Annotated in this window: 15 protein-coding genes; 14 read left to right on the forward strand and 1 reads right to left on the reverse strand. The window is 40.2% G+C overall.

Features of this window, described 5'->3' with window-relative positions; genetic code table 11:
• Nucleotides 1-50 precede the first annotated feature (50 nt).
• From HPE63_RS15415 to HPE63_RS15425, 3 genes are read left to right on the forward strand one after another with little or no spacing between them, the layout of a single operon-like run.
• Nucleotides 51-1,241 carry a hypothetical protein gene (locus tag HPE63_RS15415; RefSeq protein WP_188315181.1) on the forward strand — a complete coding sequence of 397 codons (1,191 nt, stop codon included), beginning with the start codon at nucleotides 51-53 and terminating at the stop codon, nucleotides 1,239-1,241.
• A gap of 24 nt (nucleotides 1,242-1,265) precedes the next feature.
• A complete protein-coding gene (locus HPE63_RS15420) occupies nucleotides 1,266-1,475 on the forward strand; it encodes a hypothetical protein (RefSeq protein ID WP_188315182.1) in 210 nt (69 codons plus the stop codon).
• A gap of 8 nt (nucleotides 1,476-1,483) precedes the next feature.
• On the forward strand, nucleotides 1,484-1,834 hold the full coding sequence (locus HPE63_RS15425; protein ID WP_188315183.1) for a hypothetical protein: 351 nt from the start codon (nucleotides 1,484-1,486) through the stop codon (nucleotides 1,832-1,834).
• 10 nt (nucleotides 1,835-1,844) lie between these two features.
• Here the strand turns inward: HPE63_RS15425 and HPE63_RS15430 are convergent, their stop codons facing one another.
• Nucleotides 1,845-2,120, reverse strand: coding sequence for a hypothetical protein (locus tag HPE63_RS15430; RefSeq protein ID WP_188315184.1), 276 nt, complete (start codon nucleotides 2,118-2,120; stop codon nucleotides 1,845-1,847).
• A gap of 255 nt (nucleotides 2,121-2,375) precedes the next feature.
• Here HPE63_RS15430 and HPE63_RS15435 point away from each other — a divergent pair, with 255 nt between their 5' ends.
• The 11 genes from HPE63_RS15435 to HPE63_RS15485 all read left to right on the forward strand — a co-directional run bounded on the left by HPE63_RS15435 (nucleotide 2,376) and on the right by HPE63_RS15485 (nucleotide 12,632).
• Nucleotides 2,376-3,809, forward strand: coding sequence for a hypothetical protein (locus tag HPE63_RS15435; protein WP_188315185.1), 1,434 nt, complete (start codon nucleotides 2,376-2,378; stop codon nucleotides 3,807-3,809).
• A 203-nt stretch (nucleotides 3,810-4,012) separates the two neighbouring features.
• Nucleotides 4,013-4,513 (forward strand): sulfatase family protein, encoded by a 501-nt coding sequence (locus HPE63_RS15440; protein ID WP_188315186.1) that lies wholly within the window; start codon nucleotides 4,013-4,015, stop codon nucleotides 4,511-4,513.
• A 100-nt stretch (nucleotides 4,514-4,613) separates the two neighbouring features.
• Nucleotides 4,614-4,985 carry a hypothetical protein gene (locus HPE63_RS15445; RefSeq protein WP_188315187.1) on the forward strand — a complete coding sequence of 124 codons (372 nt, stop codon included), beginning with the start codon at nucleotides 4,614-4,616 and terminating at the stop codon, nucleotides 4,983-4,985.
• Between the two features lie 456 nt (nucleotides 4,986-5,441).
• On the forward strand, nucleotides 5,442-6,005 hold the full coding sequence (locus HPE63_RS15450) for a hypothetical protein (RefSeq protein ID WP_188315188.1): 564 nt from the start codon (nucleotides 5,442-5,444) through the stop codon (nucleotides 6,003-6,005).
• Between the two features lie 414 nt (nucleotides 6,006-6,419).
• Nucleotides 6,420-6,902 (forward strand): hypothetical protein, encoded by a 483-nt coding sequence (locus tag HPE63_RS15455; RefSeq protein WP_188315189.1) that lies wholly within the window; start codon nucleotides 6,420-6,422, stop codon nucleotides 6,900-6,902.
• Between the two features lie 196 nt (nucleotides 6,903-7,098).
• Nucleotides 7,099-7,833, forward strand: coding sequence for a hypothetical protein (locus tag HPE63_RS15460; RefSeq protein WP_188315190.1), 735 nt, complete (start codon nucleotides 7,099-7,101; stop codon nucleotides 7,831-7,833).
• 174 nt (nucleotides 7,834-8,007) lie between these two features.
• Nucleotides 8,008-8,535, forward strand: coding sequence for a GNAT family N-acetyltransferase (locus HPE63_RS15465; protein WP_188315191.1), 528 nt, complete (start codon nucleotides 8,008-8,010; stop codon nucleotides 8,533-8,535).
• 128 nt (nucleotides 8,536-8,663) lie between these two features.
• Nucleotides 8,664-9,161 carry a hypothetical protein gene (locus tag HPE63_RS15470; protein WP_188315192.1) on the forward strand — a complete coding sequence of 166 codons (498 nt, stop codon included), beginning with the start codon at nucleotides 8,664-8,666 and terminating at the stop codon, nucleotides 9,159-9,161.
• Between the two features lie 151 nt (nucleotides 9,162-9,312).
• On the forward strand, nucleotides 9,313-10,293 hold the full coding sequence (locus tag HPE63_RS15475) for an NAD(P)-dependent alcohol dehydrogenase (protein WP_188315193.1): 981 nt from the start codon (nucleotides 9,313-9,315) through the stop codon (nucleotides 10,291-10,293).
• Nucleotides 10,294-10,340: 47 nt separating this feature from the next.
• Complete coding sequence (locus HPE63_RS15480; protein ID WP_188315194.1) at nucleotides 10,341-11,762, forward strand: DASS family sodium-coupled anion symporter; 1,422 nt, start codon at nucleotides 10,341-10,343, stop codon at nucleotides 11,760-11,762.
• A gap of 69 nt (nucleotides 11,763-11,831) precedes the next feature.
• Entirely contained in the window at nucleotides 11,832-12,632 is an 801-nt protein-coding gene (locus HPE63_RS15485) for a hypothetical protein (RefSeq protein ID WP_188315195.1), read from the forward strand.
• Nucleotides 12,633-12,655: the final 23 nt, after the last annotated feature.

The following is a 12,655-nucleotide window of genomic DNA, read 5'->3' on the forward strand; positions in this document are numbered from 1 at the left end:
GTATTAAATTAATTGCCTATTCTTACTACTTCGGAAAATTAACCCTTGAAATGAAAAAAATAGCCATTCTTTCCTTTTTACTCTTTACTTGTTTCACTTTTTCCCAACATCCTGACATTAAACCCTACGTAGATCATTTAAAAAAAGTAGAAAAGAAGTCGGCCAAAGATTACATCCTGCAAAAATTTGAAAATCACGATATCGTCATTCTATGTGAACGGGACCATCGAGATTTATCGCAATATGAACTGATCAAGGATGTGTTATCGGATGCTTATTTTAAAAAAAATGTAAAGAACCTTTTTACAGAAATTGGGGTTATAAATCTGCAACCAGAAATCACTGCCTTTTTAAAAACAAAGGGGTTGGACAGTCTTTATGTTGAACACAAATTAGCGGAATTCCAGTTTAATTCAAGTTTTTGGTCGCTATGGGAAAAATACAACTATCAGTATCTCTTAAGAACCATATATGACATAAACAACCCGTCAGCAGATCAAATCAACTATTACCCCTCAGACGTTGAATTCGATTGGTCCCAAGTACTCAATAGCGATGACTACAGAAGGGAAATGGAAACCGAGACTGAGCCTAGGGATAGTCTAATGGCCTATAATATCATAAGACAATATGAAAAGTTCACATCTGAAAGCAACACGAAGGCACTGATTATTTTAAATTACCGACATGCCTTTAAAATACATACGCTCGGTGCGGGTGGTTTGATGAAAAACACGACAAAATATTTGTTCGATTATTTTGGTGACCGTGCTACGAATATTATGATCAGTCAGGCCAATTTCTCGGAAAAGGATAATGAATTTGAATATACCCTTATTCAAAATGGCAAATGGGATGCTTCATTTAAGTATCTGAATATCGATGATGTTGGCTTTGATTTGGGCGGTACTGCTTTTGGTAAGGACAATTTGGACATCTGGAATGTGGATGCAACGCATACGTATGAAGAAACTTTTGATGGGTTTGTCTTTTATAAACCTATCGAAGCCTATCAACTCGTCTCTTACTTTGATGGACTGATACCAAAAGAAATGGAAGAAGAATTTTTTAGACGGTTCAAAATACAGTTGGAATATCAGAATAATACAGCCTTGCTCGAAAAACTAAATACTACGGATTTTAGAGAACGAATTTTGAAGGAAGTCAATACACGAAGGGAAGATAAATACCCTAATTTAGCACAATTGATTACGGATAGGGATAATTATTTAAAGGAGTAAAGCATTACATTCAAAAGACTATGTATGAAAGTCCAAACTAAAAAAATATTAAAATACGGGCTATTTTCTGGCCTTGGTTTTGCCGGACTAACAGCTGTATTTGATTATATAGACGGTCATGATTTTAAATTATGGAAGTTTCTATTTGGCTTTTTCTTTTTTGGACTAGCGATGGGAGCCTCGATACGCTACGATCTTAAAAAATACGCACAGCAAGAACAAAATAGCAACTAGCCCTTACAATGACAGAAACGATCATCCTACGCGATAAACCCGCATTACAACTAATGCTGCATACGAACCATCTTGAAATTGTGGACCGTTCCGACCCCAACAACAGTGGCACCTATCCCTTTAACGACATCAAAAATGCAAAAGTGAATGCCGAAGACACCGACTGGTTCGTTTCTATCTTGAGTTATGTCGTAACCCTATTTGTGGGTGGTGCCCTATGGGGTAAGTATAAGAATAAAGCGCACCTAACCTTGACAACGGATGATGGCATCGTAAAAATTTGGCTGGTCGATGCAGATCTTCAGCAAGCAAAAAAGGTAGCGGCTAGGATCAACGCTAAAAGAACTGGCACCCCATAAAACCCATATTCTATTTTAGTGATTGTGTCCCCCTCGCTGGCGCGAGTGTCCCACTCGTGCTAATGCCCGCCCCAACCCCCGACACCTTGGTGATTGTGTCTCCTATGATCTTTAAAATAGGGCCTGCAAAATGACTTTTAAAATCAAATTCCCTTTGGGTGTCGTGAAGAACTAGTATATTCGTTCTTATACCTAAGATATAGCTACTGATTATTCCTTTGTTGTGCATAATAAAAAACTGAAATAGGAATCCTATTCCATTTTCCGTGGTCCTATTAGGTGCCATTACTGGGCATACTTTACAGGCACTTCCCACCTACCCTTACATTGATAAAATAAGAATAGCGGGGCCCTGCTTTGTCCTACCGAAAATGCATCATAAGTCTTCTCCAATACCTCGTGCAACCCAACTGCTATTTTATTCCTCAAAATTGCAAGTATTCGCAACCTCTTTGCTATGTCTTGCATATACTAATTCCTGAAATTGTTGTTGGATTAAATCATTTCCAAAATTATTATACAAACTATAAAATTCAAGACTATGAAAACACTAAAAAGTATTTTTCTGATCTTAACTTGCTTTGGCTTACTACTGAGCTGCAGCAAGGATGATGTCCTGGTTGAAGACCAGGCAGAAATGACCTTACTTAAAGGAAAAAGCAAAATGAAAGGAACAAGGCCTGCTGTATTTACAGTTGAACCCAATGGGGTCGATGATACGCAAAACCTTAACGATGCCTTTACCGATGCTATTAATGCCGGGGCCTGTTCTGTAGTTGAGCTTGCGGCCGGAACATTTTATATCGATCTTATTGAAATTCGCGATTTCCATGGTACACTCAAAGGTGCCGGAAAAGGTAATACGGTCATTACAACTATTGACGGCCTCAGTCTTGATGAAGTGAATGGTCAAAACCTGTTTCCCGCCCTATTAAAGTTTGTAGGTGGGGACGTTTACCTGAAAGACCTTTCGTTGAGATCAGATGCCGAAAACCCTGATTGGCTGGAAGGTTTAATCGGTTTCTTTGGCTGGTCACAGGTATATGAACCCGAAAACAGCTATATCAATGCAATAGTTGATAATATTGAAATAATAGGACAACCCTTTAATGTAGGCTACGGTTTAATGACCGGCTCCGATTCCCGGGGGTTGCCTGAAGGTGTTCCGTTTGCTAATATTGATATTTCAGTGACTAACAGTTATTTTGCCAATTGTGCCTGGTATGGGGCAGTTATTATGATGATCAAAAAAGGAAATGTTGTAGTAGGTACCAAAAAAAATGACGGCAATACATTTGTAAGTCCTGACGGGTGGTCCTACGGCAACCTTGGCTTCTGGCACTTCGTGAACACGAAAATTTCGGTTGTAGGTAATCATTTTCAGGGCCAGGGAGGGCGCAATGGCGGTTTGGATCTGTTCAGCGCTCCATATCTTGCCCATCATCAAGCTGCAGCACAAAATTTTGCATCGGTGGCTACGATAGAACACAATACTTTCGATGTTTCTAATTTTGTCAGTGCTATTATTATCAACGATAATAGAAGGTTTGAATATCCCGAAGATGAACCTATGCGGGTTCAGCTAAAAAGCAACAGAATTCATACGGATGGGAACACGATGGCTTTGATAGGCCTCAATGTAGACCGCACCATAATCCGAAATAATAAGTTTACAGGTAATGCTGCAAAAGGTTTATTATTATTAGGAGAAGGAGATGTATATAATGAAAACGGATTGATACTTGGGAATAATTTCTCTAACGCTATATATTCTGTCGCTACCGTACATTTTGGAGTCAATACACGTAACTGGACCATTGTAGGTGGCAATTTGGGCGAATCGGTATGGGATGAAGGCGAAAATAATAGAATCACCGGTTGTAAAAATAATACTCGCGGTGTTGCATTAGGTAAAACCATTGTTGACAGTCCAGATTTGATGCGCCTTCCTATGCACGATTTAAAAGGCCATTGAAAAAAATAGTTGGGCTGGTAGCATTACAAACTGTTGTTGGGAACTATTTCAAGCTATGATTTAATCTAAAGGTTTCATAAACCACAACAGTTTTCCCCTCCTACAATTCAATTTTTGTTGTTGGAGGGGGTTTCTTTTGATGTATTCCCTCAGTTAAGAGTTTTCAATTATGCCCATATACCCTTAATTAGTATTTTCACTACATGAAATATCGGATCATACTCGTGTTCGTTACCTTGACCACTTTGGTTTCCTGTAAGGAACAACCCCAAAGGCCCAATATCATTTTGATCATGACCGATGACCAAGGCTGGTACGATGTTGGCTTTAACGGCAATACCCAAATTAAGACTCCAAACCTGGATAAATTGGCGGCAGATGGTATTATTTTCCATCGGTTTTATTCGGCATCGGCCGTATGTTCCCCAACAAGGGCCAGTGTGATCACGGGGAGGAATCCCTTGCGTATGCATATCCCGGATGCCAATAGCGGTCATATGTTGCCCCAAGAACTGATACTTCCAGAAATTCTTGGCGAACAAGGCTATGCCACGGGCCATTTTGGCAAATGGCATTTGGGGGGATTGCCTAAACGAAAATCCCCCGCTGGCGCGAGTGTCCCACTCGTGCTAATGCCTGCCCCAACCCCCAACACCTTGGTGATTGTGTCTCCTATGATCTTTAAAATAGGCCGTGCAAAATGACTTTTGGGATCGAATACTCTTTGGGTGTCATTAGGATATAGTATATTCGTTCTTATACCTGGGATATAGCTACTGACTATATTCCTTTGTTGCCCACAATATGAAAAAACTACTTGGAATAATACTAATTCTAACTTTAAACTCTTGTTTTTTTTACAAAAAGGACGGAATTGAGATGAAAATTAAAAATGACTCAAGCGAACCGATAACCAATGTGGAATTTACAACGACGGAAAAACTGGATGTGATAAAAATTGAACGAATTGAACCGAATGAAAGTGCGACGGAATTTTTATCGATGCGTAAAAATAAATCTGATGGAGCTTACTCTCTGACTTTTACTCGTGCGAGTGGAAAAAACGAAATCAGTGGCGGCGGATATTATACGAATGGTGGCTCACTTGACCATTGGGTTGACTTCATCATAGAAAATGACACGACAATAGTAAAATTTGATGCACCGATTTATTGAGAAATAACCAAGTGAAAAAGTGGACAATCTTAAGAATTTATTTTCTTATCTATTTAGCCTTTTGCATAATTTACACAATAGCTAAATGGAAAGTTTTATCATTTGAAGAAGGTTGGGGAGTTGTCTATATGATTGGGCTAATTTCAATTGGATTAGTTGGTTTATTAGCTGACTTCATTCTAACTCTACTATTCAAAAATAAAAGATTATTAAACGGAATTGGAATATTAATAGCAATCGGATTTTCGATTATGCTATGGATTGAATTAAATTAATCAAAGACAAACTTAGGATGACTATAATTCATTGCGGCGGGATTTCCTAATCACGCCTTTGGCGTGACAGGCCTCAAATCACGCGCAAAAAGCTAACTTTGTGTTCGACTGGATTGTTCTTCGGACGAATCACAGCAACGAACCTTAACCCAACCGTAATAACACATTACCCAAAAAATAAATGAATAAAATTTTGATGCTTTCATTGTGCATAACCATTGTATTTGGTTCCTGTAAAAATCCCGAAAAAGGTATCGATAAAATTGAAATCGCAAAACAATACTTCAATGTTCTTGACACTTCCGATTATTCAGGAATATCAGCTTGGTGCCCCGATACCCTCACGACAAAAGAAGGCGAATATGAACAGACATATACCCAAAGCGGGTACTTGGCGTTTTTAAAATGGGATGCGGTTTTTGACCCTAGCTATGAAATACTTGAAATTGAGCAACAAGACGGACTTGTCAAAGCAAAGATTTCAAAAATGGACAAAAGAATCCTTTTTCTTCATGAAGAACCCATGATCACCCATCAGGTTATCCGATTTCAAAAAGATAAAATCAACAGTATAACCATAGACTACCTGAATTTTAATACTGCGACATGGGAAAGGAACAAAAATGGACTTTTAAGCTTTATTGACGAACATCACCCCGAACTAAATGGGTTTATATACGACCAAACCGAGGCTGGTGGCCTAAAATACCTTAAGGCCATAGAACTCTATAAAAACAGAAAGTAACGTGCTACAATCTTCCATAAACCCAAAAGTAGCCTATAGCAGCTTAGAACTGCTTCCTCGCCCTTCTATTTCTACTGCTTCTAAAATTCCTACTGCTTTTGGTTAAATAACCTAATAAACCCAGCGCTGCAGCAAGTACAATAACTGGGATCATGATATAGATGACTTCAATGGGTAAATCCATACCCTTAAGATACGAATAATATTTAAGTCAGTGGGAACTTCAACCTGTGGCTCATTGGTTCTTACATTTTGGTCCTAAAGGAAACGACGAAGTGCCTACCGTTTTTCGCGACATTCAGGTGTACTCATCCCACCCTACTGATCCGTGTCATTGCCATCAGTAGAAGAACGCAATACATTTATGGGTGTAATCAGAAGGGGTTATAAGCCCTTCTTCCAAAATGTATCGCTATGAAAACGTTCACCTATATCTTTTTGACCGCGCTGATTTCCCTAACGTTCTCCTGTAATAAGGATGATGATCCCGAAGACGTACTGACCAAAGACGGTCGGTTCCCGATCAGCGAACTCGCCGGCACCTGGGAGGCCACCAAAGCCCAATTCAGTGTAAACACCGTCTCTGTAGACGTGGTCGAGGACGGGGGTACAGCCAGCATGTCCGTACAATCCAACGGCCGCTTTACCATGACCCTGGATCCCGTAAATAGAGCTGCATATACCGTTAGTGGGGAAATGTTCTGGGAAGAGTGGCAGAACACCTTCTATTTTGCCATTACCTGGGATGATTACCCCGATGATTGGGATACCTATGGAGAAACCTTTGATGGGACAACCCTAACCCTTAATGGGGGCGCCGATACCGGGGAATACGACTTTGACAATGACGGGGATATGGAAGCCTGCTCGGTTCATTTCATCTTTGTTCGTTCCTAAAAGCGGGCGTACGCACCGGCTAAATGAATTTGCACCCACGCACCATTTATACAAGAAGCGGCATACTCTACCAAAACATTGGAGATCGTGCCTGTGGCGGTCTTTTTATTAAAGCCACTTTCCTTTTACTTTTGGTTATCTTATATTAGGCTATATAATACATACTCAAAAGTTATATTCAAGGGTTGCCATACTTATGAAAAAAAGATTTGTAATAACTATTACCCTGTTGATGTCGACTACATTTTTTCTGAATTGTAGGGAGAAAAAAGTGCTGTTTGAAGTTGATTTTGAGCAAAGTGTGTTTTATGAACTGTTTCCTGAATTATTTGATGCGCTCCATTTTGATTTACGGCTTATTCCCGACCCGCCACCGCCATCGCCAGAATATTTGATAAAAGGAGGCTATGATGCTAAAAGCGACTATACTCAAGCATATGAAGATTGGAAAAAATCAGCTGAATATCAGGAAATTTTAGAGGAAAGAAAACGTATAGCGGATTCAATCAAAAATGATACAACTTCAATGTATTTCATAGTTCAAGATTCTGCTTACAGTCCAAAAAACAGCCTTAAAAAGGAGTTAGTCGATCATTTCACAGCTAAGGATATTAGTTCAGACTCCATTGATTTAAATCTTGGATTTAAAATCAACATATCTAAATTAATAACAAAACATAGTAAAGTAAAATTCAAATATGGCTCCGAATTTCCAAAAGGAAAAGAATATTGGCCCCGAAGAAAAGAATCCAATATTATAGCAAGCCTTGATTTTTCGGGAATAATTTTTGACCAAACTAAAAATTATGGTGTGCTAGAGGCTGGATATGTCAAGGGGCGATTGAATGGCGGAGGTATTAGAATATTTATAAGAAAAACTGATAAAGGAAAGTGGGTTATTGATAAAATTGTCGAAACGTGGGTATCTTAAATTCCCCATATCCTACCTTCCTAAAAAACGACATTACGCTCCAAAACCTTTATGCTATCACCTACCGTAGTGGTCTTTTTTAAATCGAACTGTTCATTTACTGTTAGATATAGTATCTTAGGCTATAGAAAAAAATAGCATCAATAGCCATATCCCTTTGTTATAAAGCATAAAATGAAAACCTTGATTGAAACCGAAAGGCTGGTATTGAGAGAAATTACTTTAGAAGATAAGGAGGAATTGTTTCAATTGCACGCTGATCCAAAAGTACAAAAATGGACAGGGGAGCCTGTTGTTGAATCATTGAAGGAGATGGAACAGGCCATAAGGATAAGACTTAAAGACTTTAGGAAGTATGGATTTGGGAGATTAGCCGTAATCCTAAAGGAAACAAATGAATTCTTGGGTTGGGCGGGCCTAGCATATTTACCGGAATTTGATAAAGTGGATCTTGGGTACAGACTCAAAGAGAAATACTGGGGCATGGGCATTGCAACGGAGGCCTCTGAAGCCATTATTGATTACGGCTTTAACGTGCTTGATCTTGATTTAATAATAGCGATAGCATTGCCTGAAAACAAGGCTTCAATCAGGGTAATGGAAAAGGTAGGTATGATATATGATAAGCAAGCTCCTTATGATGAAATGATACAAGAGGCAATTTGGTATAAATTAGAAAGAAAAGTTTATAACAAAAGATAAAACAAATTAAAACCCATTTTATAAAGACCGTTAGGCAATATATGAGAGACTTAATCATTATTTTGGGAATATGCTGTTTCATACGTACTTCTAAATTATTTTCTCAGGTGACATCAAATAAATACGAAGTGGAAGAGGAAAAAGGAATCGCAAAGGAGAATCCTGAATATTACACTGGACTTAAAACAATTCTATGGGAGTTTCAAGAACACCTTATTTCTAGTGGAATTATTAAAAATAATGATTATGAAAGCTACATTGGACTTTTGGAGCAAATCCGCATGGACGACAAAAAAGAGTTTGACATAACATATAATCTTAGCGATGCACTAGAGGGGCTAATACAGCACTTAAATAACGATGGGCTTTCTGTCAAAAGTTCTATAATTGGAAACAAGTACTTTAATTACACTGATTCCAAAAGTTTTCTCTTTAATCAAAAAATGTCCGAACTTATCGCAAAAAAGGAAGATTTGAATCGTTCTACTCTTGCAAATGTTATTTTACAAGTATATGACGAGAAGGATTTTGAACTACCGCTGATAAAGTTGAAAATTTTCAGGTTTCTTGACCCGAATTCGGACAACATTATGTATATCTATGCTGGTAGACCAAGTCCTGAATAAATATGTTGCCCATAATTACCTATAATTCAAAACTACCCTTCATCTAACCTGAGAATTCTTACTTTTATATGGCTGGATTTCTAGACCGAAAAATCCTTATGGATTTATTGGTACGAAATCATAGTCTAACCGTTTTGGCCCATAAGTACCTATGAAAGCATATACGATCAAAAACTACGGAGCGCCTGACAAAGTGCTAAAGCTTTCGGAAGTCGAACAACCCCAACCTGCAACCACCGAGGTGCTGGTAAAAGTTTGTGCCACTACCATCAATGATTACGATTGGTGCCTTGCCACCGGAAAGCCTTTTGCCTATCGGCTGATTTTTGGGCTATTCAAACCCAAGAAAAAATTAAGGAAACCAGGCATGGAGGTCGCAGGCATTGTGGAGCAGGTCGGAAATAAGGCCACAAAATTCAAGGTGGGTGATGCCGTTTACGGGGACATCTCAAACTTCGGTTTCGGCAGTTTTGCCGAGTTTCTTTGTATCGATGAAAAAGCCCTTACCCTAAAACCAGCCAACATGGGTTTTGAAGAGGCCTCCAGTATTCCACATGCAGCCATGCTTGCCCTACAAGGGCTGCGCGATGCGGGACAACTTAAAGAAGGCCAAAAGATCTTGATCAACGGCGGTGGCGGTGGCGTTGGTGCATTTGGCGTTCAAATCGCAAAATTGTACAACGCAGAGGTTACAGGGGTCGATACGGGTGAAAAACTAAATGCGATGAAAACCCAAGGGTTCGATCACGTCATCGACTATAAAAAAGAGGACTTTACCAAAGGTGATCAGCAATATGACCTGATCCTCGATTGCAAGACCAATAAATCGCTCTGGAAATTTTTAAGGGTGCTTACCCCGGAAGGGAAATATGTTACCATAGGTGGCAAGTCCGGCAAACTGTTGCAAATGCTTTATATGGGTCCGTTACTAAAGCTATTTAGCAAGAAACGGTTGCACATGGTCATGCTAAAAGCGAATCAGGACTTGGAGTACATCAATGAGCTCTATGAGGACAAGAAGATACAGTGTGTTATCGATGGTCCGTATTCGTTTGACAAAATACCTTGGGCGGTTCAACGCTTTGGGGACGGACTGCACCATGGTAAAATTGTAATATCGGTAAACCCATAGGGCACTACCAAAATAAGGGAATTTAGAACCAAAAAAGGGCAATCAAAGTGGAAGAACCATTTGAAAATCAGAAACTACGCTGGGTAAAACGGGTGATAACCCTGGTATTCGGTATACTGATCTGGCATCTCCCCATTCCTTGGGACCTATCCCCGGATGCTTGGCATTTATTCGCCATTTTTATTACCGCCATCCTAGGTGTTTTAATCGAAGCCCTGTCTATTTTCACCGCATCAATTCTCGCCTTGGTAGCCGTGGTCATGTTGAGGGTTCTTACGCCTGAAGAAGCATTTTCAGGATTCTCAGAGAGCTTTATTCTGCTTATTCTAGCCGCTTTTTTAGTCGCAAAAGGGGTCATTAAGTCAGGCTTGGGAAGACGGATCGCCTTTTTACTGATTCGCCGGTTTGGGAAATCCACCTTGAATTTAGGCTATTGTATTGTTGCTACAGATACACTTCTGGGGCCGGCCATCCCCAGTAATACGGCACGATCCGGAATTCTGTATCCGATTGCCCACGCATTGGCCTTGGACACGGGGTCTTTGCCTACGCCAGAAAGTAGAAAGAAAACCGGAAGTTATCTTATGATGACCGCCATCTCAGGGCACACCATAAGTTCGGCACTTTGGTTTACCGGCATGGCCGCTAACCCGGTAGGCGCCGGAATTGCCGCTCAATTTGGAGTGAACATGAATTTTGGGAATTGGGTCTTGGTAGCTTCGGTGCCCTGTATCATAGCCCTGGTCTTAATACCTTACATATTGTATAAACTCTTTCCACCGGAAATAAAATATACGCCCGAAGCTCCCGAAATGGCGAGAAAGGCGCTTGATGAAATGGGTGCCATGGGCAAACAAGAATGGATCATGGGCATTACGTTCTTTGGCATGATCCTCCTTTGGGCGCTGTCCCCGGTTTTGAATATAAACCTGGCTATTGTCGCCTTTCTTGGCCTATCGATACTGATATTGGCTAAAGTGTACACCCTTGAGGATATTCGGGCGGGCGCCGGAGATGCACTGGAAACCTATGTATGGTTTGCTATTTTATATATGATGAGCACAGCATTGAACGACCTGGGTTTTATGAAAACCCTAGGTGCCCAAATAGCGACCCAGATCAGTGATTTTAACTGGGTTACGGTATATGTCCTCTTGACTTTATTGTATGTGGCGATCCACTATCTTTTTGTGAGTCAAACGGCCCACTTGTTGGCCTTATATGCTGTTTTTTTACAGGTGGCCGTAAATGCTGGGGTACCCGCTGCATTAATGGCGTTTATGCTCTCTTTTGCCACCAATTATTTTGCGGTCATGACCCCCCAAGCTTCCAGTTCAAATGTTCTGTTTGCCGGAAGCGGCTTTTTGCCCTCCGAAGATATCTATAGGCAAGGGGCGATCATCACGGTTTTGAATACGCTGATCTTCCTTCTTGCAACCCCTTGGATCATGTGGTCATCTTCATTATAATGGAAAAATGAAATTTGGAGCGTCGGAATTTGTACTACATTAGTACTTCGATTTTAATATCCAACTATAATGAATAAGACCCTCTTGTTTTTTGTTGCAGTCGCCTTGATGTGTGCCTGTTCCGATGACGATGCCGAACCTGGGAAAGAGTATGGCGAATTGATTCAGATAGAAAGATATTCGAGGGATACGAAATGGCAGACCACCCAACTAGAGTACCTACAAGCGGCGCAAGTGCAAAAATTGACCGTAAATACTATTACCGCTGCTGAAAATAAGTATGAGTTGACCTATGAAAATGGGATAGCTACCGGTTTACAATTGACTATCGACTACTACCAGCCTTCGTATACGGATCAAACCATTGTGTATCGTATCGCTTATGACGCGAATGAAATCACGTTAACGCCAACCACTGCCAATGGCAATAAGGTCATCATTAGAACGACCGATGGGTTTATTGATTGTTTTGTAGTATTTTATGGCGAAAATGATGAATATTTTACCGAGGAAACATTTACTCGAACGTCGAACAATGCGATTGAAAGTGTGTCTGTGTATGACACCAACCCATCGGGTTCAACGATTTTTGTTTGGCAGCATACGTTTTCCGATTTCAAACCGAACGTGAATCTCAATCCTGTGTACAACCCCATTTTCGACGTGTTGGATATGAATCTGATCACGGTGTTGAATTTAAAAATCTCGACGGAAAACCCAACCCTATCGTACCGGAGAACCGGTACCGATCCTCAAAAAAGTACATACCGAACCATAGCCTTTGACGTTACGACCAACGGCTTTGTAGAAAAAGGTACGATGAACGCGAACGCTAGTTCTCATGACTACGTTTTTACCTACGAGGAGTAAAAATGAATGTAACACGTCAAAAA

Source organism: Maribacter arenosus (genome assembly GCF_014610845.1).
GTDB classification, from domain to species: Bacteria; Bacteroidota; Bacteroidia; order Flavobacteriales; family Flavobacteriaceae; genus Maribacter_A; species Maribacter_A arenosus.